Here is a 22272-nt window from a genome sequence, read left to right as displayed (position 1 = left end):
AGTTGTATTAGTTTTTCACTTCAGGGTTGGACATAATCGTTTTGGCAGAGCGCCGGCCCATGTAGTACAGGCCTCCTAAGAAAACTGCTACGATGACCGAGTAAATCATCAGTGCCATTGCGCCTTCTCCTAAGAAGAACGAACGGTAAACCATTGCACCAAACACACCGCCGGCTGCCGGTGCTACTACTGGAATCCAGGCATAGGACCAGTTGGAATCTCTTTTGCCCGGAATTGGAAGCAATGCGTGTGCAATACGCGGACCAAGGTCACGTGCCGGATTGATCGCATACCCGGTCGTACCGCCGAGCGACAGGCCGATCGCTACAATCAGAAAACCGACAATCAGAGGATTCAATCCTTCAGTAAACTGGTTTGCGCCAATTCCTAAAATACCGCCTACAAGAACAGCTGTGCCGATAAATTCGCTCAGAAAGTTGTTAAACCGGTTCGGAAGAGCAGGGTCGGTTGAAAACACACCAAGCTTTGTATTCGGGTCATCCGTTTCCTTCCAGTGCCCGAGAAAGTGAAGATAAACTACTACGCCGCCTAACGCAGCACCAATCAATTGAGCAATAATGTAGCCCGGAACCTGGGACCATGCGAATTCCCCAACAGAAGCAAGACCGAGAGTTACTGCCGGGTTAATGTGCGCTCCGGAGAACTGGCCTACTGCGTAAACTGCCATTGCCACTGCAAACCCCCACCCAAGCGCCACTACAATCCAGCCTCCGCCTTGAGCTTTTGATTTATTCAGACTGATGTTAGCAACTACGCCGCCGCCAAAGATAATAAGAATCATCGTACCGATAAGCTCCGCTAAATAAACAGACATTTTTTCTTCCTCCTTTTTTTATTAAAGCTTACTTATCGTCATAACGTTAGGCGGTTCGTCTTATTATTTGTTGCGGCGCCGTAAGACCCAGACCTTTAACCCCAGTTATTTTCCAGAAAAACGCTTTCATAATAATGAATAAAAATTAGCATGAACAACCGGAAATAACCGGGTGAGCCTAGAAAAAGCCGCACACGTATCCCAATGGAATGACTGGTGTGCGGCTTTCATATACTCAACCTAACGTATTAACTTAAATAAATCTTACCACTATGAGAAAACGCTGTCAATAACTTGTCACATAATTATTTTTGATTTTTCTGAAATTAAAAGGTATGCAAAGCCCGTCCTTCAAGAGATTAACGCATTCCACTCTTCACAGTTTTCGAGTTTTCGCTTGATTCTCTGAAGCGCATTGTCGATTGATTTATTTCTTCTGCCGAGCAGTCCGGACATTTCCTGGTAAGAACGACCATCGATGTAGAGCTGCAGCACCTGCTGTTCAAGTTCACTCAGCACACTGCCAATTTTCGTTTCCATGTCCTCCTGCTTCTCTCTGATAATCAGCAGATCCTCCGGACTTTTGGCGTGGGTCTCTACTAAAATATCAAGCAGCGGGCGTTCCGAATCTTCCTCATACACTGGTTTATCCAACGAGATATATGAGTTCAGCGGCGAATGCTTCTGTCTCGTCGCCGTCTTTATAGCTGTAATGATCTGCCTTGTAATACACAACTCAGCAAAGGCACGGAAAGAGGATAGTTTGTCCCCCCGGAAATCTCGTACAGCTTTATACAGCCCGATCATTCCTTCTTGTATAATATCTTCATAATCTCCCCCGATGAGAAAATACGATCGCGATTTCGCCCGCACTAAATGCCGGTATTTCTCAATCAGTCGTTCTAACGCCTGGTTATCGCCTGCACGTGCAAATTCAATCAGTATTTCATCTTCGGTTCGGGTGGTTTGACGTTGTTCCGGTTTCTTGAGGTCTGTACTCAATACAATCCCTCCGCCCATGCGCGTAGTAGTATAAATATAGCAATCATTATATCGGAGTGTTCATAAGAGCGTCAACTGCCTACAGATCCCTTTTGCGCCATTTGTCGAAAATTTCTGCCATTTCTTCCGTAATAGGAAGAGTAGTCTTATGAATTGCTTTTTTTTGATTTTCAAGCTGTTCTTCGATGCCTTTTTCGACAAGCTTTGTTTCATGCCGGAGCTCCCGTGCTGATTTTCTTAATGCCCCGCTCCCAAACGTCATTGACTGTTCAGCATAATCAGAGGTGGCGACGTGTACCCTCGTTTCCACGTTTTTTAACTCTCCGACTAATTTTTCGATGCGCTCATCAGCTGTTTCGTGTTCTCTCGTATATACTACCTCCACACGTTTCAGCTGATAGTTTTTCCCAATGCCGGGAACCATATGGGCGTCGAAAACAACAATAACTCTCCATCCTTTATACGCCTGGTACTCCGCCATGGCATCAATAAGCCGGTCCCGTGCCTCTTCCAGATGACCGGCCCGGAGCGGCTTCAGCTCCGGCCAGTCGCCAATCACGTTATATCCATCTACGAGAAGAATGTCCTTCATGGTGTCTGCCTGCCCTTCTCCTGTCTTTTACGCATCACTTCATACATTAGAACACCACCGGCGACAGAAGCGTTCAATGAAGTAACTGCTCCGTGCATCGGAATCTGTACCAGAAAGTCACAGGCTTCCTTTACAAGCCGGCTCAATCCCTTTCCTTCGTTTCCGATTACCAGAGCAAGCGGCATGTCTGCCTGCATCTGCCTGTAATCAGAGGCGTTCTCTATTCCCGTCCCGGCTATCCAAAGGCCTTTTTCCTTTAATTCATCGAGCGTTTTATTAATGTTTGTTACACGGACTACCGGCACATATTCGACGGCTCCGGCCGATGTTTTTACTACGGTTTGGGTCACACCTGCAGCCCGTCTTTTCGGAATAATGACGCCGTGTACGCCGGAGGCATTCGCCGTCCGTATCATGGAACCCAGATTATGAGGATCCTCCACCCCGTCCAGGACAAGGAAAAAAGGGTCCTCGTGCTGCTTTTCTGCTTTTCGGAATAAATCCTCCATTCCTGCGTACTGATAAGCCGGCACAGCCGCCGCTACTCCCTGGTGTACGCCTGCATCGAGCTCATCAAGTTTTTTCTTTGAAACCTCCTGCACTGCTATTCCTTTTTTTCCTGCCAGAGCTCTTATTTCCTGTGCTGCTCCTTTTTTGGCAGTATCTGCGATCATAATTCTTTCAATTTTCCGGTCGGCTTTCAACGCTTCTATAACAGGATTTTTCCCCGCGATCCATTCCTGGCTCATAATGACTGGCCTCTTTCTTGTGTTTTGTCTATCGCAAATGCAATAATTTCGTTCACCCGTTCCTGTCTGCCGGCAAAATACAGATACCCAATCACTGCTTCAAACGCTGTACTCATACGGTAGGTGGCCAGGTCCGTGTTTTTGGGGATGCTTCCGGATTTCGCGTTGCGTCCACGTCTGGCTACGGCTGTCTCCTCTTCAGTTAAATACCCTTCCTCCCACATGGACCGAAGTACTTCCGCCTGGGCCTGAGCCGATACGTAGGAGGTAGCCTGCTTATGCAGCTCCTGCGGCCGCACTTTCCCTTCCGAAATTAAATAATGACGGATGTGGGTTTCAAGCACTGCATCTCCCATATACGCAAGCGCCAGAGCATTTAACTGCTTTTCATCTACTTTACTATAGTTTATCATGCTACTTCCTCTTCCACCGGGTTCCCTGTGGCGTATCTTCTAATAAAATTCCGTCGTTCTCGAGCTGGTCCCGGATTTCATCGGCACGGGCAAAGTTTTTATTTTTTCTTGCTTCCACCCGCTCTTTGAGAAGCTGTTCGATGTCTTCATCGAGCATTTCCTCCTCTTTTTCCAAAGATACCCCCAGCACGTCCCCAATTTCTGTCATCGTTTCAATAATCGCATCCAGTGAGGCGATACTTGTCTGTGGCTGCTGCATATATTTATTTGCTTCCCGGGCCAGGTCAAACAGTACACTGATGGCATTTGCCGTGTTGAAGTCATCATCCATTTCCTCCAGAAAGCGCACCTTGGCCCGTTCGGCCGCCTCCCGGCCTTCTCCGCTGCCGCCGTCCGCACTTTCACCCCGGCGGTGCTTGACGTTTTCAAGCGTGGAGCGCAGCCGCTCCAGCCCGGCTCTGGCCGATTCAAGCAAATCGTTATCAAAGTTAATAGGATTGCGGTAGTGCGCCTGCATCATGAAAAAGCGGATCACTTCCGGATCGTGCTGCTGAATCATGTCATGCACCAGCACGAAATTTCCGAGCGATTTCGACATTTTTTCATTATTAATATTAATATAGCCGTTGTGCATCCAGTAGTTGGCCATCGGCTTGCCGGTCAATGCTTCCGTCTGGGCAATTTCGTTTTCGTGGTGGGGGAATTTTAAATCCTGGCCGCCGGCATGAATATCTATAGTGTCTCCCATATATTTCTTCACCATCGCCGAGCATTCAATATGCCATCCCGGGCGCCCTTCGCCCCACGGGCTGTTCCACGCAATTTCGTTTTCCTTCGCTTTTTTCCAGAGCGTGAAATCCATCGGGTCCTCTTTCTGTTCGCCTACTTCGATTCGCGCACCCATTTGCAGATCTCCGACCGACTGCGAGGAAAGCTTTCCGTAGTTTTTGAATTTCTTTGTGCGGTAATACACATCGCCGTTTGATTCATAGGCAAATCCTTTTGCGATCAGCTGCTCGATAAACTCGATCATTTCTGTCACTGTTTCGGTCGCCCGCGGATGAAGATCCGCTTTTTCAACTCCGAGCGATTCGATATCTTCAAGGTACGTGTCGATAAAACGATTAGCGAGCACCGGCACTTCTTCATTCATTTCCTGGGCAGCTTTAATAATTTTGTCATCCACATCGGTGAAATTCGACACGTAGTACACATTGTATCCACGGTACATCAGATAGCGGCGGACAGCATCAAAAACAATAGCAGGACGGGCATTGCCGATATGAATGTAGTTGTACACAGTCGGCCCGCACACGTACATTGTGATCCGGTCCGGGTCTATCGGTTGAAACAGTTCTTTTTGATTGGTTAATGAATTGTATATATGAATCGCCATTACTGCTCTCTTCCTTTCACCGATTGTTCATGGTCTGCGCTTTCGTGCTCCGGGAGCCGCTCTTTCAGCATTTCGATCTCCTCTTCAAGGGAACGAAGCTTGTCAGCTACCGGGTCCGGTAGGTTCTGGTGGTCGAGCGAGTTTCTGTTGATCTTGACGCCATCCTGCACAACCACCTTTCCCGGAATGCCGACGACCGTTGAGTTTGGCGGCACTTCATTTAATACGACCGAACCTGCACCGATGCGGGAATGCTTTCCAATCGTCATGGAACCGAGCACCTTAGCCCCGCTTGCGATTAATACATGATCTTCAATCGTCGGATGCCGCTTGCCTTTTTCTTTACCCGTACCACCTAAAGTGACTCCCTGGAAAATCGTTACATTATCACCGATTTCACATGTTTCCCCGATAACGACTCCCATGCCGTGGTCGATAAATAGCCGTTCGCCAACTACGGCTCCTGGATGAATTTCAATTCCGGTAATAAAACGGCTGAGCTGTGAAATTACCCGTGACAGGAAAAACATTTTTTTCTTCCACAGCCAATGAGCGAAACGATGTGACCATACAGCGTGAACACCTGCATACGTGAAGACCACCTCCAGACGGTTCCGTGCTGCCGGGTCCTGGTCAAACACGACGTCCAAATCATTTTTCAGCGTTTTCCACATGGTGCTTCCCCACTTTCTATGCCTTCTCTCAAGCTTTCATATTTGTATGCTTAGTATATCAATAAAAAAAGCGTCTCTGTGCGAATTCGCACAGAGACGCTTTTTTTAGCGCGGTTCCACTCTGTTTAAGCGCCGGGACAGGCACTTCTCTTTTTGCCATAACGGAGCACGCCGCCGCTGCCTACTATATTCAGCAGAGGACTCCAGGACGCATTTCAAAAACCGGCTCAGTGCCCTCTCTCAGCCACCGGAGAGCATCTCTGTATAAAGCCTGTTGTTTTTTACTTCTTCCTGTCATAGTTTTACAGATATTTATTTATGAAGAGAGGACCTGCTGCAGCCTTGCCTGTACAACGTTTCTTCCAAGGAGCGAAATAGCTACCGGCAGCTCCGGTCCGTGCGTCTGACCAGTTGTCGCCACCCGGACCGGCATAAACAGCTGCTTGCCTTTATAGCCTGTCGCTTTCTGGGTAGCCTTTACCGCTTTTTTCACCGTTTCCGGTTCAAAGTCCGGAGCTTCGTCGAGCTCTTTCGAGAAGTGCTCCAGCACGGTGCTTACATGCTCCTGCTCGAGCACCTCACGGGCTTCCTGGGTATAGTCAATTTCTGTTTTGAAGAACAAATCTGTCAGCTCGACAATTTCTGCTGCATAATGCATTTGCTCCTGATAGATGCCGACAAGCTGCTTCAGCCACTCGTACTGTTCTTCCGAAAGCTTTGCCGGCAGCTTTCCTGCTTCCTGAAGATGCGGAAGTGCAAGCAGTGTCAGACGTTCTGTGTCCGCTTCTTTTACATACTGGTTGTTCATCCAGGCAAGCTTGTCTGTATCAAAGACCGCCGGGGCCTTGGAGACCCTCTCAAGCGAAAACTGTTCTTTTAATTCTTCAATGGTAAACAGCTCTTCTTCTCCTTTTGGAGACCACCCGAGCAGCGCCAGGAAGTTCACGATAGCTTCCGGCAGGTATCCAAGATCACGGTATTGTTCGACAAATTGGATGACAGATCCGTCACGCTTGCTCATTTTCTGGCGGTTCGGATTCAAAATCAGTGATGCGTGGGCAAAACGCGGCTTTTCCCAGTCAAAGGCATCATAGACCAGCGCCTGCCGCGGTGTATTGGAAAGATGCTCTTCTGCACGGATCACGTGGGAAATTTCCATCAAATGATCATCAATCACTACCGCAAAGTTGTATGTTGGTATGCCGTCTTTACGGGCTATGACAAAGTCCCCAATGTCGTTGGACTCGAAAATAACGTTTCCTCTTACCACGTCATCAATGATGACGCTCTGTCCTTCCGGAACACGAAAACGAACGACCGGCTTAATCCCCTGGTCTTCGTATGCTTTCCGCTGCGCCGGCGTAAGGTCTCTGTCACGCCCGCTGTATTTCGGCGCTTCCCCACGGGCCATCTGCTCTTCTCGTTCCTGGGCAAGCTCTTCTTCTGTCATGTAGTCGTAATAGGCCTTGCCTTCATCGAGAAGACGCTGGACGTATTCTTTATACAGATCGATTCGTTCCATCGACTGATAAGGCGCATGCGGGCCGCCGACATCCACGCTTTCATCCCATTCGATGCCAAGCCAGCGCAGGCTTTCCATTAAACGGGCAGTAGCATCTTCCACGTTACGCTCCTGATCTGTATCTTCAATGCGCAGAATAAAATCTCCGCCCTGGCTTCTGGCGAATAAATAATTAAACAGTGCCGAGCGCGCTCCTCCGATATGAAGATGGCCGGTCGGACTCGGCGCAAACCGTACACGTACTTTTTCACTCATTTCCTTCACCCTCCGTAGACTTTCTTTTTTATATCCTCTATTTTTACATATATTTAATCAGCCGGCTGCAGAAGTACAACAGCATGAGCAGCAATACCTTCTTTTCGGCCGACAAACCCAAGCTTTTCTGTAGTCGTCGCTTTTACGTTCACCTGGTCCTCTGCTTCTGCTTCAAGCAGTTCACCGATCCGCTTTTTCATTTTCGGAATGTGCGGTGCCATTTTTGGCTGCTGGGCCAGTATAGTCGCATCGACATTTCCAAGCTTCCATCCCTGTGCTTGTACAAGACTGCAGGCATGAGAAAGCAGGTCTGCAGAATCAGCATCTTTAAATTCAGGATCCGTGTCCGGAAAATGCCTGCCGATATCGCCCAGCCCGACTGCCCCCAGTATCGCATCTGTTACTGCATGAAGTAAAACGTCCGCATCCGAATGTCCAAGGAGTCCTTTATCATGAGGAATGTTTATGCCTCCCAGTATTAAAGGGCGGCCTTCCTGCAGTTGGTGTACATCATATCCATGTCCAATTCTCATTACTTTCTTCCCTCTCTTCGCTTCTGCAAAATCGCCCGGGCCACCACCATGTCTTCAGGAGTAGTCAGCTTAATGTTATCGTAGCTTCCTTCCACAATCTTTACCGGCCGGCCCATGTATTCTACCAGGCTGGTATCGTCTGTGCCGATAATCTGGTGGGCCGCTGCGTAATCGTAGGCCTCCATCACCACTGCTGCCTGAAACGCCTGTGGAGTCTGTACTGCCCACAAGCTGGAACGGTCGATCGTTTCAAGCACCGTCGCCCCATCGGTACGTTTGACGGTATCTTTCATTTTTGTGCCAAGCACCGCTGCTCCCGTTTGCTCGGCCTGTTCCACGAGACGGTGGATATCTTCCTGTTCGACGAACGGGCGGGCCCCGTCGTGCACCAGAACGACCCGGTGCTCGGGAAGAAGGCGTTTCAACCCTTCATGCACACTATTCTGGCGTTCGTTTCCGCCCACCACCACCTGCTTCACCTTCCGAATGCCCCACTCTTCGAAAAGCTCTTCCATGTCATAAATTTCTGAAGCGTTGGCAACAACAATAATTTCTCTACACCACGGATCCTGCTCGAAAACAGATGCAGTATGAATTATTAATGGCCGTTCTTCTAAAACGAGAAATTGTTTATTATGGCCTGCCTGCATTCGTTTCCCCTGGCCGGCTGCAGGAATGACTACCGCATAGTTCATAGTACCTCTCCAATTTCAAGACATTGTAGTCCCGGTGTTATGTAACGCGTTTTCTCTGCTCTTACAGCAAAGTCCGCCTGTTAATAATATGCTGATACCCGAAAAACGCCCTATATATTCTACCGCGCCGCTTATCAAACATTAATTTTACCAAAACTTGCCCTAAAGGAAAAGCTGCCGGCTGTTTATATCTGATGGAAATCTACATAAAAAAGCCCTGCGCAGGCACAGGGCATCTCATTATAAAGCTTTTTCGCGTTTTGATACCTTTGGTTTTGCAAATATCATCCGTCCCGCACTCGTCTGCAGAACGCTCGTAACTACCACTTCTATTTCCTGGCCGATATAGCCTTTCCCGCTTTCGACTACAATCATTGTGCCATCGTCTAAGTATCCAATTCCCTGGCTTTGTTCCTTCCCGTCCTTGATCACCTGGACCATCATTTCCTCGCCAGGAAGAACTACCGGTTTGACCGCATTCGCCAAATCATTAATGTTTAACACGCTGACACCCTGAAGATCGCACACCTTATTTAAGTTAAAGTCATTGGTCACAACAATACCATTTCGTACTTTCGCAAGCTTCACCAGCTTACTGTCCACTTCATGAATGTCTTCAAAATCAGTATCCGTAATCTCTACTTCGATAGGAAGTTCCTTTTGAATACGGTTTAGGATATCGAGTCCGCGACGACCCCGGTTACGCTTTAATACATCTGAAGAGTCCGCAATATGCTGAAGCTCTTCAAGTACAAATTCCGGGATCACCAGCTTCCCCTCAATAAATCCTGATTGGCAGATATCTGCAATCCTCCCGTCAATAATCACGCTTGTATCGAGCAGCTTCTCCCATGCCTGATTTTCTTCTGAAGCGGCTGCAGCTGCCAGCGCTGCTTCTTCCTTTGCTGCAGCGTTTTTTGAGCTTGAAAAAAGACCCAACAGTTCATCACGCTTTTTAAATCCAATCTGGAAGCCAAAATAGCCGCAGAAAAAGGATAAAAATAAGGGAAGCACGGAATCAATTACGGGAATACGGATAGAATTGAGCGGAAGGGAAATAAGAAAGGCGACCACCAGTCCGAAAATCAGTCCGAGCGTACCGAACAATACGTCTGTGACAGGAGCTTTCACGACCTTCTCTTCCAGGAATCGCATGCCGTTGACGATTGGCCCCGCGATCCAAAGGCTCACGGCCCAAAACACAAACCCCACGATTACCGCTCCAACAGTAGCGCCGATATAGGTGTTGTAGACCCAGTCAGGAAACGTATAAAAAGGAAATAAAGAAATAAGTTCAGGAATATAAAGAAATCCTAACGTAATACCGGCAAGAACAAAAAATAACTGTACAATTTTTTCCAACACTTTCCAAACACCTCCTTAAGTGTATTATAAACATTTTTCCTCTGGTACAAACCACTAACGTCATATTTATCATAACTTTGGACAATTTGATACAATATGTTCATAAAATCGTTGAATTTTCTTAATTATTAGGTAAAAGGATAGTGAAGGTCCTACTAGAGCGATCAGGACCTTCATCTTTAATTTATCTGAGCGGCGCCGGGTCGAGTGCAGCGTCCAGTGCTTCTTCAAGCGTTTTGACGCCTACTACCTGAATGCCTTCGGGAAATGTCCAGCCACCAATGTTCTTCGATGGAATTATCGCCCGCGAAAATCCAAGCTTCGCTGCTTCTTTCACGCGCTCCTCCACCCGGGAAATACGCCGGATTTCTCCGGTAAGACCGACTTCTCCCATGACAATGTCCCCCGGGTTCGTGGATTGGTTCCGAAAGCTCGAGGCAACACATATAGCAATACCAAGATCAACTGCCGGTTCGTCGAGCTTCACGCCTCCGGCGACGTTAATATAGGCATCCTGGTTTTGAAGAAGCATGCCAAGACGCTTTTCAAGCACTGCCATCAGAAGTGCAATCCGGTTCTGATCGATTCCTGTAGCTGTCCGCCGCGGGTAAGCATAGCTCGTAGGGGCGATCAGTGCCTGCAGTTCTACAAGCACCGGCCGGGTCCCCTCCAGAGAAGCTACAACAGCCGAGCCCGATGTGCCTTCCGTCCGCTCTTCGAGAAAAATTTCTGAAGGATTTGTTACTTCCTTCAGGCCTGCCTCTTTCATTTCAAAGATCCCGATTTCATTCGTCGAGCCAAATCTATTTTTCACGGCCCGTAAAATCCGGTACGTATTATGCTGCTCGCCTTCAAAATAAAGCACGGAATCCACCATATGCTCGAGCATTTTCGGTCCGGCAATCGACCCCTGCTTAGTCATGTGTCCTACAACAAATACAGCAATGCCCTGATTTTTTGCAATGTGCATAAAGGTCGAGGTTGATTCACGCACCTGCGCTACGCTTCCGGGCGCCGACTGAATTTCATCCGAATGGACGGTCTGAATCGAATCGATAATTACAAGATCCGGCTTCACTTCCTCCATCGCCGCTTCGATCCGCTCCATATTTGTTTCTGTAAAGACAAACAGCGTATCTGCTTCCACACCGAGGCGTTCCGCTCTCATTTTCGTCTGCTTGACCGATTCCTCTCCGGAAACATAAAGGACACGGTACTTCTGAGAAGCAAGCAGAGCAGAAACCTGCAGAAGCAGCGTTGACTTCCCGATCCCCGGGTCTCCCCCGACCAACACGAGTGATCCGGGCACGATCCCCCCGCCTAACACTCTGTTTAGTTCGCCTACAGACGTTGAAATGCGGTTTTCCTTTTCTCCAGTCACCTGGGTAATCGGTGTCGGTTTGTCAGCTTCGCTGAATACATTTGCCGCCGGTCGTCGGCCTGCTTTCGATGCCGGAGCTTCCTTTTCTTCTACCATCGTATTCCAGTTGTTGCAGGCTGGACAGCGCCCCATCCACTTTTGAGTTTCATACCCGCACTCCTGGCAGACAAATTTTGTTTTTGCTTTTGCCATACGAGCCTCCTCTTTTACTACGAGCTGTATCCATTTTTCGTTTCGATTCCACACGATTTTATCGTTCATAAAAAGAAAAACAGCTGCCCCCTGACATCAATATGCCACAAGGCAGCTGTTTCGAGTATAGCTTTATTGCGCTTTCGCCGTGCCTGATTTCGTTTCAACAATGAATTCGTCATCTTTCACGTCAATCACAGCAGTGTTGCCTTCTTCAAGCGTGCCTTTAAGCAGCTCGTCGGATAAACGGTCTTCCACGTGACGCTGCAGAGCACGTCTGAGCGGCCGGGCCCCGTATTCAGGGTCAAAACCTTCATCGGCAATCTTATCGAGTGCTGCATCGGTAATTTCAATGCTGATACCGTGCTCTTCCACACGCTTTTTAAGCTGTTCTGTCATTAAGCGCACGATCTTTTTGATGTGCTCTTTTTCCAGGCTGTGGAAGACAATGATTTCATCCAGACGGTTAATAAATTCAGGACGGAACGTATTTTTCAGCTCGCCCATGATTTTATCCCGCATATCATCGAATTTCTGCTCGGTGGACTGGGCCGCAAAGCCGACACTTTTATTCTGGCGCAGCGTGCTTGCCCCGACGTTAGAGGTAAGGATCAGCGCTGTATTTCTAAAGTCGACCCGGCGTCCTTTAGAGTCGGTAAGAAAACCGTCTTCAAGTACCTGAAGCAGAATGTTAAATACTTCTGGGTGCGCTTTTTCAATTTCGTCCAGCAAAATCACGGAATACGGATTGCGGCGCACTTTTTCTGTCAGCTGTCCGCCTTCTTCATAGCCGACATAGCCTGGAGGAGAACCGACCAGGCGGCTCGTCGCGTGCCGTTCCATATATTCGGACATATCGATTCGGATAATCGACTCTTCATCGCCAAATAACGTTTCTGCAACTGCACGGGCCAGTTCCGTCTTACCTACACCGGTAGGTCCGAGGAAAATAAAGGAACCAATTGGACGTTTCGGATCCTTCAAGCCGGCACGGGCACGGCGCACTGCTTTGGAAATAGCATTGACTGCTTCATCCTGGCCGACGACCCGGTTATGCAGGATATCTTCCATATGAAGCAGGCGGTCTGTTTCTTCTTCTGCAAGCTTGGATACCGGAACACCGGTCCAGCTTGAAACCACCTGGGCAATGTCTTCTGTCGTAATTGCAGAGTTTTCCTGTCCCTGCTTTTCTTTCCATTCATTTTTCATCTCTTCGACTTCTGCACGAAGCCGTTGTTCGGAATCACGGAGCGAGGCCGCTTTTTCGAATTCCTGGCTCTGCACGGCCGCATCTTTTTCCTTGCGTGTTTCTTCGAGATTCTGCTCAAGTTCTTTCAGGTTCGGCGGCGCTGTGTAAGAACGCAGACGCACCCGTGAACCGGCTTCATCGATTAAGTCGATCGCTTTATCCGGGAGGAAACGGTCCGAAATATACCGGTCGGATAATTTCACTGCCTGTTCAATCGCTTCATCCCCGATAGTTACCCGGTGGTGGGCTTCGTAACGGTCTCTCAGACCGGCAAGAATTTGAATAGATTCTTCAAGTGTCGGTTCATTCACCTGAATTGGCTGGAAACGACGCTCAAGCGCAGCATCTTTTTCAATATATTTCCGGTATTCATCCAGAGTGGTAGCACCGATGCATTGAAGCTCTCCACGTGCAAGTGACGGCTTCAGGATGTTCGAGGCATCGATTGCACCTTCTGCGCCGCCGGCCCCGATTAATGTATGCAGTTCATCAATGAACAACAGCACATTTCCGGACTGACGGATTTCTTCCATTACCTTCTTCAAACGATCTTCAAATTCACCGCGGTATTTCGTGCCGGCAACTACAGTACCCATATCGAGAGTCATAACCCGTTTATTGCGGAGCGTTTCCGGCACTTCATTGGAAACGATCGACAACGCCAGGCCTTCAGCGATAGCTGTTTTACCTACACCAGGCTCCCCGATAAGAACCGGGTTGTTTTTTGTCCGGCGGCTTAATACCTGAATAACACGTTCAATTTCCTGGCTTCTTCCGATGACCGGATCGAGGCCTTCTTCTTTCGCTACTGCCGTCAAATCCCTTGCTAAACTGTCAAGAGTCGGGGTGTTGGCACTCCCGCCTGCTCCTGGAGCCTGCTGGCTGCCAGAGCTCGAAGCTCCTTCATTGCTTCCGAGAAGCTGAAGCACCTGCTGACGGGCTTTGTTCAGACTGACACCAAGATTATTCAGTACCCGGGCTGCAACGCCTTCCCCTTCACGAATTAGGCCGAGCAGAATGTGTTCTGTGCCCACATAGGAATGGCCAAGCTTTCTTGCTTCATCCATGGAAAGCTCAATAACTTTTTTCGCCCTTGGGGTATAATGAATTGTTTTCGATCCCTGCTGACCTGTGCCTATAAGGGTTTCCACCTCCTGCTGAATCTGGTCTGTATCCAAATTCAGTGCCTGCAGAGCTTTGGCAGCAATACCCTCACCTTCACGCACTAAACCGAGCAGAATATGCTCTGTTCCTATATTATTATGGCCAAGGCGGATAGCTTCTTCCTGAGCTAGCGCCAATACTTTTTGCGCTCGTTCTGTAAAACGGCCGAACATCATGTTGCACGCACCTCCTACGCATTGGTGAATCTATAATTCAAGTTTTATTCTTTCACGGATCACATTTGCCCGTCTTATATCTGCTTCTTCCTGAGTCAGTGATTCTCCTGCATACTGTTCAAGAAAACCAGGCTGAGTCAGTAACATAAGTTCATTTAAAATATTACCCGAAATCCCTTTGATTAAATCCAGATCGATACCAAGTCTTACGTCTGACAAACGATTGGCCGCCTCTTTGGTCGTCATCGTGCGGCTGTATGCAAGGATACCGTAAGACCTGAACACCCGGTCTTCGAGCTTTACCTTTGAAGAGCTAAGAAGGGATTCGCGTGCATGGCGTTCTCTTTGAATCACCTGCATTACTACACCGCGAAGATCTTCGATGATATCTTTTTCAGATTTTCCCAGTGTCATCTGGTTGGAAATTTGAAAAAGGTTGCCGAGTGCTTCACTGCCCTCTCCATAAATACCTCTCACGACCAGACCAAGCTGGTGAATAGCCGGAAGAATACGGCTAAGCTGATTGGTCCAGACTAAAGCGGGCAGGTGTACCATTACTGAAGCTCTCATACCTGTACCCACATTTGTCGGACAGCTTGTTAAGTAACCGAGCCGTTCGTCAAACGCATAGGTGAGGTTTGCTTCCGCCCAATCATCCAGACGATCAGCTTCATTGTAACATTCTTCAAGCTGCATGCCGTTACTCAGACATTGAAGACGCAAATGATCTTCCTCATTAACCATAATACTGATTGATTCATCGTTATTCAAAAGAACAGCACTATGTTCCATGTTTTTTATTAAATACGGGCTGACGAGATGCTTTTCCACCAGTACCTGCCGTTCATTCGGGCGAAGCTCATTCATGTTCAACGCTTCAAGAGAGCCTACTTCTTCTGATTGATTCAACAGAGTGGAGGAAGTGTAGCGCAGAAGTGTTGCACTTGCTTCTTCTGAAGCAAACACAGGGAAGGGGTACTGCTCTATATTACGGGCAAGCCGGACCCTGGTGCTAAGAGCAATATCGCCTTCCGGCCCCGGGCCTTCCTGCATCCATGGACTGATCGCTGCTGAAAAAAAGTGTTCGGATGCCATCAGCTGTCTTCCTCCCTTCCCTGAAACTGTTTTTCAAGGGTACGGATTTCATCCCTTAATTCCGCAGCCTTTTCAAACTCTTCATTTTGGACGAGGATGGTAATCTGGCGTTTTTTCTCATCCAGCTCCCTTTGGGCATGCAGCTTTTCATGCCTGTGCTTTGGAACCTTGCCGGTATGATTGGTATTGCCGCTGTGCACCCGGCGAAAAACAGGAGTCAGCTTCGATTCAAATGCGTGATAGCAATGAGCACAGCCCAAACGGCCGGTTTTAGTGAACTGTTTATACGTCAGTCCGCAATTGTCGCATATGAGCGGCCTGGCTGCTTTTTTCGGCTGTTTCTTTTCAGCATTTCCAGCTGTGTTGGACTGATCCATGTTTAATAAGTCCGACAATAAGTCCTGGATTGTATAGCCGCCCGCAGCCGACATGAAAGAATGCTCCGTTTCAGAAGATTCCCCCTGTTCTTTTGCGCACTCTTCGCATAAATGAAGCTCTGTTTTAGCTCCATTCACGATTTTCGTGTAATGCAAAGAGGCCGGCCGCTGACCGCAATTCTGACAGATCATATATCTTCCCTCCCTTATTCATAGCGCAGACTTTCTATCATAGCTTGCATGATCCGCGCACGAACAATATCCCTTTCTTCTGGATACTTTAAGGCCAGTATAGACCTATCAACTGCCGCAAGCATCAAATTTGCTTCACGTTTATTCACGACTTTTTCCTCAAACAAACGCATAATAACGCTCTCAGCTGTTCTTTGATCAATCCCGTGTCCCACAAGATCTGAAACTTGCCGAAGCAGTTCTGCGTGATCTGAAATTTTAGCCCTTGTAATTCGTATATACCCGCCACCGCCACGTTTACTCTCTACTACATAGCCTTTTTCAATAGTGAAACGCGTGCTTATAACATAATTAATCTGGGAGGGGACACACTCAAAACGCTTTGCAAGTTCACTTCTTTTAATTTCAATTAAATCCTGTTCACTCTGTGTTAAAATTTGTTTCAAATAATTTTCAATAACATCAGACATGCTTTTCATTCCCGCGACCTCCTCTCCGCCCCGGTTCGTCTTGCTATTATCAAAAAATTGATTTTGACTATCTTTGACTATAATATATAATATTATTCAGTTGTTTTCAAGCTAGAGAAAGGCAAAATGAAAAATCCGTCCTGTGATAATCAATCATAGGACGGATTCAGCTCTATTTCTTTTATGCTATCTATTTTATATAAAGACTGATACAGTTCTGTTTCAGTCACGCCTCCCGGCAGATGAATTTTAATATAATAATGAAGCAGAGGTGTTTCGTCTTCGTCAAATTCCTTACCCTTTATTTTCTGAACCTGAACCTCCATACTTTCGAGTCGCTGAATCGTTTCGCCAAGCTCGTTAGCTTTTTTATCCATAGCTATAAACAATACGTCTGTATCAGAAACGTTTTTAAACCATTTGTCTACATGATTTAAAAAGATAAGACTTGTCAATACAATGACTGTTGCAGCAATACCAGCAAAAAACATACCAGCTCCTATAGTTAACCCGATAGCAGCGACTATCCAGATGGAGGCAGCAGTGGTCAGCCCCCGGATAGAGGCACCCTGGACTATAATAGTGCCAGCACCCAGGAAGCCAATCCCGCTTATCACATAAGAGGCCAAACGTGAAGGATCATAAGCAACCAGATCACCGTTTTGGTTTAAATAATCCTGGAAGCCAAATAAGGCAAGCAGCATTACTAAGCAGGACCCGGTCCCCACCAGCATATGGGTTCGAAAACCAGCTGGATGGCCTTTCGATTCCCGCTCAATTCCTATTATTCCCGCCAAAAAAGCAGCAAGAATTAAACGAATGAGTATAATAATTGATTCATATTCCATCCACTGCTCCATCTGAATCACATCCTTTCTCTTATCATATCTTATCTTTTTTGCTTTGTTTAAAGCCTCATCATATAAAAAAACCGCCTCCCTCCGAAAAGGGAAACGGTTTAACTCGCCCGGCAGCGATCTACTTTCACGGGGGGAGAACCCCCGGCTATCATCAACGCTGAAGAGCTTAACTTCCGTGTTCGGCATGGGAACGGGTGGATCCTCTTCGCTGTTGCCACCGGACTGGCCCGTCGGGCCCTGACAACCAAATACCGAGACCGCAGCCACTGCCGCGTATCGTGCTGTGCGTGGATAAGACTTCGACCGATTAGTATCCGTCCGCTGCACATGTCGCCATGCGTCCACGCCGGACCTATCTACCTCGTCATCTTCAAGGGGTCTTATCTCCGTAGAGGGGAAAGGTCATCTTAAGGGGGGCTTCATGCTTAGATGCTTTCAGCACTTATCCCGTCCACACGTAGCTACCCAGCAGTGCTCCTGGCGGAACAACTGGTACACCAGCGGTGTGTCCATCCCGGTCCTCTCGTACTAAGGACAGCTCCTTTCACCTTTCCTGCGCCCGCGACGGATAGGGACCGAACTGTCTCACGACGTTCTGAACCCAGCTCGCGTACCGCTTTAATGGGCGAACAGCCCAACCCTTGGGACCTACTTCAGCCCCAGGATGCGATGAGCCGACATCGAGGTGCCAAACCTCCCCGTCGATGTGAACTCTTGGGAGAGATTAGCCTGTTATCCCCAGGGTAGCTTTTATCCGTTGAGCGACGGCCCTTCCATGCGGTGCCGCCGGATCACTAAGCCCGACTTTCGTCCCTGCTCGACTTGTAGGTCTCGCAGTCAAGCTCCCTTGTGCCTTTGCACTCTGCGAATGATGTCCGACCATTCTGAGGGAACCATTGGGCGCCTCCGTTACTGTTTGGGAGGCGACCGCCCCAGTCAAACTGCCCACCTGACACGGTCCCGAGGCCGGATCACGGCCTGCGGTTAGAATGTCGATACCACCAGGGTAGTATCCCACCAGCGCCTCCTCCGAACCTGGCGGTCCGGATTCGATGGCTCCTACCTATCCTGTACAAGTGGTACCCACATCCAATGTCAAGCTACAGTAAAGCTCCATGGGGTCTTTCCGTCCTGTCGCGGGGAACCTGCATCTTCACAGGTATTATAATTTCACCGGGTCTCTCGTTGAGACAGTGCCCAAGTCGTTGCACCTTTCGTGCGGGTCGGAACTTACCCGACAAGGAATTTCGCTACCTTAGGACCGTTATAGTTACGGCCGCCGTTTACTGGGGCTTCAATTCGGCGCTTCTCCCCCGAAGGGGGATAACGCCTCCTCTTAACCTTCCAGCACCGGGCAGGTGTCAGCCCCTATACTTCGCCTTACGGCTTCGCAGAGACCTGTGTTTTTGATAAACAGTCGCTTGGGCCCTTTCACTGCGGCTCCCTGGGGCTATTCACCCCGGGGAGCACCCCTTCTCCCGAAGTTACGGGGTCCTTTTGCCGAGTTCCTTAACGAGAGTTTTCCCGCGCGTCTTAGAATACTCATCCCACCTACCTGTGTCGGTTTACGGTACGGGCACCACGTTCCTCGCTAGAGGCTTTTCTTGGCAGGGTAGGTGCCGGCCCTTCGGGCCCCGTAGGGCCCTCCTGGTCACCGCTTGGCCGTCTGGGGGAGGGATTTGCCGCTCCCCCGGCCTTGCCAGCTTCAACGCGCATGTCCAGCAGCGCGCGGCCGTGCCTGCCTGCGTCCCCCCATCACTCAAATGGAACGGAGGTGGTACAGGAATATCAACCTGTTTTCCATCGCCTACGCCTTTCGGCCTCGGCTTAGGACCCGACTAACCCTGAGCGGACGAGCCTTCCTCAGGAAACCTTGGGTTTTCGACGGAAGGGATTCTCACCCTTCTTTTCGCTACTCATACCGGCATTCTCACTTCCAGGCGCTCCACCGGTCCTCACGGTCCGGCTTCAAAGCCCCTGGAACGCTCCCCTACCATCTCTCCCATGCGGGAGAGTCCACGGCTTCGGTGCTGCGTTTAGCCCCGGTACATTGTCGGCGCAGAGTCACTCGACTAGTGAGCTATTACGCACTCTTTCAATGATGGCTGCTTCTAAGCCAACATCCTAGTTGTCTAAGCAACTCCACATCCTTTTCCACTTAACGCAGACTTAGGGACCTTAGCCGGTGGTCTGGGCTGTTTCCCTCTCGACGACGGATCTTAGCACTCGCCGTCTGACTCCCGGGCAGCAAGTCGCTGGCATTCGGAGTTTGACTGAATTCGGTAATCCGGGAAGGACCCCTCGTCCAATCAGTGCTCTACCTCCAGGACTCTCATACCCGAGGCTAGCCCTAAAGCTATTTCGGGGAGAACCAGCTATCTCCAGGTTCGATTGGCATTTCACCGCTACCCACGACTCATCCCCGCAATTTTCAACTTGCGTGGGTTCGGGCCTCCAGCCAGTGTTACCTGGCCTTCACCCTGGTCATGGGTAGATCACCTGGTTTCGGGTCTACGCCCGCCTACTGCATCGCCCTCTTCAGACTCGCTTTCGCTGCGGCTCCGCCTTTGCGGCTTAACCTTGCAGACGAGCGTAACTCGCCGGTTCATTCTACAAAAGGCACGCCGTCACCCCTTAACGGGCTCCGACTTCTTGTAGGCACACGGTTTCAGGATCTGTTTCACTCCCCTTCCGGGGTGCTTTTCACCTTTCCCTCACGGTACTGGTTCACTATCGGTCACTAGGGAGTATTTAGCCTTGGGAGATGGTCCTCCCAGCTTCCGACGGGATTTCTCGTGTCCCGTCGTACTCAGGATACCCCCGGCGGGGGGAGGATGTCGGCTACCGGGCTGTTACCGTCTCTGGCGGGCCTTTCCAGGCCGCTTCGCCTATCCTCCCCGCCTGCCGTGCGGGGGTCCTACAACCCCGGGATGCAAGCATCCCGGTTTGGGCTGATTCCGTTTCGCTCGCCGCTACTCGGGAAATCGCGTTTGCTTTCTCTTCCTCCGGGTACTAAGATGTTTCAGTTCTCCGGGTCTACCGTCCGGCGCCTATGTGTTCAGCGGCCGGACGCCTTCCCATGACGGAAGGCGGGTTTCCCCATTCGGACATCTCCGGATCAAAGCTTACGTACAGCTCCCCGGAGCGTTTCGCCGTTCGTCGCGTCCTTCTTCGGCTCCTAGTGCCAAGGCATCCACCGTGCGCCCTTTTCTTCTTAACCACTCGATACGCGGTCATTCTTCGACGCGGCCGCCGGCCGAAACAGCCGGCAGCCTTGTGTTGCTTGTGTGTGTTGGTCTCGGTATTCGGTTGTCAAGGTCCCACGTGCAAAAAACAAATAGAGAGATCGTGTCTCTCAAAAGGAAAGCCAAGCCAGGCCCCTGCCCGGTCCCTGCGGGACCGGGGTACTGCTCCATAGAAAGGAGGTGATCCATCCCCACCTTCCGGTAGGGATACCTTGTTACGACTTCACCCCAATCATCTGCCCCACCTTCGGCGGCTGGGTCCCAGAAGGGTTCCCTCACCGACTTCGGGTGTTGCAAACTCTCGTGGTGTGACGGGCGGTGTGTACAAGGCCCGGGAACGTATTCACCGCGGCATGCTGATCCGCGATTACTAGCGATTCCGGCTTCATGCAGGCGAGTTGCAGCCTGCAATCCGAACTGAGAATGGCTTTTCTGGATTGGCTCCCCCTCGCGGGTTCGCATCCCGTTGTACCATCCATTGTAGCACGTGTGTAGCCCAGATCATAAGGGGCATGATGATTTGACGTCATCCCCACCTTCCTCCGGTTTGTCACCGGCAGTCACCTTAGAGTGCCCAACTGAATGCTGGCAACTAAGATTAGGGGTTGCGCTCGTTGCGGGACTTAACCCAACATCTCACGACACGAGCTGACGACAACCATGCACCACCTGTCATTCCGTCCCCCGAAGGGGAACCGCCTCTCTCGAGGCGTAGCGGAAGATGTCAAGATCTGGTAAGGTTCTTCGCGTTGCGTCGAATTAAACCACATGCTCCACCGCTTGTGCGGGCCCCCGTCAATTCCTTTGAGTTTCAACCTTGCGGTCGTACTCCCCAGGCGGAGTGCTTAATGCGTTAGCTTCGGCACTACGGGTATCGAAACCCCTAACACCTAGCACTCAGCGTTTACGGCATGGACTACCAGGGTATCTAATCCTGTTTGCTCCCCATGCTTTCGCACCTCAGCGTCAGGTACAGACCAGAGAGTCGCCTTCGCCACTGGTGTTCCTCCACATATCTACGCATTTCACCGCTACACGTGGAATTCCACTCTCCTCTTCTGTCCTCAAGTTTCGCAGTTTCCAATGGCCTTCCACGGTTGAGCCGTGGCCTGTCACATCGGACTGACGAAACCGCCTGCGTGCCCTTTACGCCCAATAATTCCGGACAACGCTTGCCCCCTACGTATTACCGCGGCTGCTGGCACGTAGTTAGCCGGGGCTTTCTGGACAGGTACCGTCAGCACGCCAGCCTGTTCGACTGACGTGGGTTCTTCCCTGTCAACAGAGCTTTACGATCCGAAAACCTTCATCACTCACGCGGCGTTGCACCGTCAGGCTTTCGCCCATTGCGGATGATTCCCTACTGCTGCCTCCCGTAGGAGTCTGGGCCGTGTCTCAGTCCCAGTGTGGCCGATCACCCTCTCAGGTCGGCTACGCATCGTCGCCTTGGGGAGCCCTTACCTCTCCAACTAGCTAATGCGCCGCGGGCCCATCGGACTGTGCAAGGATCCGAAGATCCCTGCTTTACCGCTGACCTCAGGCGAGGTCAGGGCGTATTGGGCATTAGCCCCGGTTTCCCGGGGTTATTCCCATCAGTCCGGCAGGTTGCCCACGTGTTACTCACCCGTCCGCCGCTCGTTCCACCGGTTTCCTCCCGAAGGAGTCCGCCGGCTTCCCGCGCTCGACTTGCATGTATTAGGCACGCCGCCAGCGTTCGTCCTGAGCCAGGATCAAACTCTCCGTAAAAAGTTTGATGCTGTGGCATCCGAAATGCCCTAAATTTGGTTCTTTTCTTTGGGGCTCTGGCTTGTCTTTCCTTTTCAAAGAACGATCTGCCGCT

17 protein-coding genes, 3 rRNA genes and 1 other annotated feature are annotated in these 22272 nt (G+C 49.9%); all 20 genes read right to left on the bottom strand.

Annotation, left to right across the window (positions count from 1 at the left end):
* Positions 1-7: 7 nt before the first annotated feature.
* The 20 genes from SIC45_RS00100 to SIC45_RS00005 all read right to left on the bottom strand — a co-directional run bounded on the left by SIC45_RS00100 (position 8) and on the right by SIC45_RS00005 (position 22178).
* Positions 8-835 carry an MIP/aquaporin family protein gene (locus SIC45_RS00100; RefSeq protein ID WP_298788748.1) on the bottom strand — a complete coding sequence of 276 codons (828 nt, stop codon included), beginning with the start codon at positions 833-835 and terminating at the stop codon, positions 8-10.
* A gap of 351 nt (positions 836-1186) precedes the next feature.
* Complete coding sequence (sigH, locus tag SIC45_RS00095) at positions 1187-1855, bottom strand: RNA polymerase sporulation sigma factor SigH (protein ID WP_319630635.1); 669 nt, start codon at positions 1853-1855, stop codon at positions 1187-1189.
* Between the two features lie 61 nt (positions 1856-1916).
* Positions 1917-2429, bottom strand: a complete 513-nt coding sequence (locus SIC45_RS00090; RefSeq protein ID WP_298788752.1) for an NYN domain-containing protein — start codon at positions 2427-2429, stop codon at positions 1917-1919.
* Positions 2426-3178, bottom strand: coding sequence for a 23S rRNA (guanosine(2251)-2'-O)-methyltransferase RlmB (rlmB, locus tag SIC45_RS00085; RefSeq protein ID WP_298788754.1), 753 nt, complete (start codon positions 3176-3178; stop codon positions 2426-2428). Before rlmB ends, SIC45_RS00090 begins: the two co-directional genes overlap by 4 nt.
* Positions 3175-3591, bottom strand: a complete 417-nt coding sequence (locus SIC45_RS00080; protein WP_319630634.1) for a Mini-ribonuclease 3 — start codon at positions 3589-3591, stop codon at positions 3175-3177. Before SIC45_RS00080 ends, rlmB begins: the two co-directional genes overlap by 4 nt.
* A 1-nt stretch (position 3592) precedes the next feature.
* Positions 3593-4987, bottom strand: a complete 1395-nt coding sequence (gene cysS, locus SIC45_RS00075) for a cysteine--tRNA ligase (RefSeq protein WP_319630633.1) — start codon at positions 4985-4987, stop codon at positions 3593-3595.
* Positions 4987-5661, bottom strand: coding sequence for a serine O-acetyltransferase EpsC (epsC, locus tag SIC45_RS00070; protein ID WP_298788759.1), 675 nt, complete (start codon positions 5659-5661; stop codon positions 4987-4989). The genes cysS and epsC overlap by 1 nt, the downstream gene beginning before the upstream one ends.
* Positions 5662-5750: 89 nt before the next feature.
* Positions 5751-5968 (bottom strand) — a binding site (T-box leader).
* Positions 5969-5977: 9 nt separating this feature from the next.
* Positions 5978-7438, bottom strand: a complete 1461-nt coding sequence (gltX, locus tag SIC45_RS00065; RefSeq protein ID WP_298788761.1) for a glutamate--tRNA ligase — start codon at positions 7436-7438, stop codon at positions 5978-5980.
* Positions 7439-7491: 53 nt separating this feature from the next.
* Positions 7492-7971: a 2-C-methyl-D-erythritol 2,4-cyclodiphosphate synthase gene (gene ispF, locus SIC45_RS00060; protein WP_319630632.1), complete on the bottom strand. Its 480-nt coding sequence runs from the start codon at positions 7969-7971 to the stop codon at positions 7492-7494.
* Entirely contained in the window at positions 7971-8666 is a 696-nt protein-coding gene (gene ispD / locus SIC45_RS00055; RefSeq protein WP_298788764.1) for a 2-C-methyl-D-erythritol 4-phosphate cytidylyltransferase, read from the bottom strand. Before ispD ends, ispF begins: the two co-directional genes overlap by 1 nt.
* A 240-nt stretch (positions 8667-8906) precedes the next feature.
* Positions 8907-10031 (bottom strand): PIN/TRAM domain-containing protein, encoded by a 1125-nt coding sequence (locus SIC45_RS00050; RefSeq protein ID WP_298788766.1) that lies wholly within the window; start codon positions 10029-10031, stop codon positions 8907-8909.
* 184 nt (positions 10032-10215) lie between these two features.
* A complete protein-coding gene (gene radA, locus SIC45_RS00045) occupies positions 10216-11604 on the bottom strand; it encodes a DNA repair protein RadA (protein WP_298788778.1) in 1389 nt (462 codons plus the stop codon).
* A 132-nt stretch (positions 11605-11736) separates the two neighbouring features.
* The gene (gene clpC / locus SIC45_RS00040; protein ID WP_298788767.1) at positions 11737-14193 is read right to left on the bottom strand and encodes an ATP-dependent protease ATP-binding subunit ClpC; all 2457 of its coding nucleotides are present in this window, start codon (positions 14191-14193) and stop codon (positions 11737-11739) included.
* Positions 14194-14223: 30 nt separating this feature from the next.
* Entirely contained in the window at positions 14224-15288 is a 1065-nt protein-coding gene (locus SIC45_RS00035; protein WP_319630631.1) for a protein arginine kinase, read from the bottom strand.
* Complete coding sequence (locus SIC45_RS00030) at positions 15288-15857, bottom strand: UvrB/UvrC motif-containing protein (protein ID WP_319630630.1); 570 nt, start codon at positions 15855-15857, stop codon at positions 15288-15290. Before SIC45_RS00030 ends, SIC45_RS00035 begins: the two co-directional genes overlap by 1 nt.
* 14 nt (positions 15858-15871) lie before the next feature.
* On the bottom strand, positions 15872-16336 hold the full coding sequence (locus tag SIC45_RS00025; protein ID WP_079475078.1) for a CtsR family transcriptional regulator: 465 nt from the start codon (positions 16334-16336) through the stop codon (positions 15872-15874).
* A 140-nt stretch (positions 16337-16476) separates the two neighbouring features.
* On the bottom strand, positions 16477-17187 hold the full coding sequence (locus SIC45_RS00020) for an MgtC/SapB family protein (RefSeq protein WP_319630629.1): 711 nt from the start codon (positions 17185-17187) through the stop codon (positions 16477-16479).
* A 105-nt stretch (positions 17188-17292) separates the two neighbouring features.
* Positions 17293-17409 (bottom strand): 5S ribosomal RNA (gene rrf / locus SIC45_RS00015).
* A 65-nt stretch (positions 17410-17474) separates the two neighbouring features.
* Positions 17475-20407: ribosomal RNA gene (locus SIC45_RS00010) — 23S ribosomal RNA — on the bottom strand.
* A gap of 198 nt (positions 20408-20605) precedes the next feature.
* A 16S ribosomal RNA gene (locus tag SIC45_RS00005) occupies positions 20606-22178 on the bottom strand.
* The 16S, 23S and 5S rRNA genes sit together here, the layout of an rRNA operon.
* Positions 22179-22272: the final 94 nt, after the last annotated feature.

Origin of the sequence: Marinococcus sp. PL1-022 (genome assembly GCF_033845285.1) — a bacterium.
In the GTDB taxonomy this organism is placed as follows: Bacteria; Bacillota; Bacilli; order Bacillales; family Marinococcaceae; genus Marinococcus.
This window is presented reverse-complemented; position numbering and strand designations above follow the sequence as displayed.

Coding starts and splice junctions, on each gene's coding strand:
- SIC45_RS00100 (WP_298788748.1), bottom strand. CDS start 835: ATGTCTGTTTATTTAGCGGAGCTTATCGGTACGATGATTCTTATTATC.
- sigH (WP_319630635.1), bottom strand. CDS start 1,855: ATGGGCGGAGGGATTGTATTGAGTACAGACCTCAAGAAACCGGAACAA.
- SIC45_RS00090 (WP_298788752.1), bottom strand. CDS start 2,429: ATGAAGGACATTCTTCTCGTAGATGGATATAACGTGATTGGCGACTGG.
- rlmB (WP_298788754.1), bottom strand. CDS start 3,178: ATGAGCCAGGAATGGATCGCGGGGAAAAATCCTGTTATAGAAGCGTTG.
- SIC45_RS00080 (WP_319630634.1), bottom strand. CDS start 3,591: ATGATAAACTATAGTAAAGTAGATGAAAAGCAGTTAAATGCTCTGGCG.
- cysS (WP_319630633.1), bottom strand. CDS start 4,987: ATGGCGATTCATATATACAATTCATTAACCAATCAAAAAGAACTGTTT.
- epsC (WP_298788759.1), bottom strand. CDS start 5,661: ATGTGGAAAACGCTGAAAAATGATTTGGACGTCGTGTTTGACCAGGAC.
- gltX (WP_298788761.1), bottom strand. CDS start 7,438: ATGAGTGAAAAAGTACGTGTACGGTTTGCGCCGAGTCCGACCGGCCAT.
- ispF (WP_319630632.1), bottom strand. CDS start 7,971: ATGAGAATTGGACATGGATATGATGTACACCAACTGCAGGAAGGCCGC.
- ispD (WP_298788764.1), bottom strand. CDS start 8,666: ATGAACTATGCGGTAGTCATTCCTGCAGCCGGCCAGGGGAAACGAATG.
- radA (WP_298788778.1), bottom strand. CDS start 11,604: ATGGCAAAAGCAAAAACAAAATTTGTCTGCCAGGAGTGCGGGTATGAA.
- clpC (WP_298788767.1), bottom strand. CDS start 14,193: ATGATGTTCGGCCGTTTTACAGAACGAGCGCAAAAAGTATTGGCGCTA.
- SIC45_RS00035 (WP_319630631.1), bottom strand. CDS start 15,288: ATGGCATCCGAACACTTTTTTTCAGCAGCGATCAGTCCATGGATGCAG.
- SIC45_RS00030 (WP_319630630.1), bottom strand. CDS start 15,857: ATGATCTGTCAGAATTGCGGTCAGCGGCCGGCCTCTTTGCATTACACG.
- SIC45_RS00025 (WP_079475078.1), bottom strand. CDS start 16,336: ATGAAAAGCATGTCTGATGTTATTGAAAATTATTTGAAACAAATTTTA.
- SIC45_RS00020 (WP_319630629.1), bottom strand. CDS start 17,187: ATGGAGCAGTGGATGGAATATGAATCAATTATTATACTCATTCGTTTA.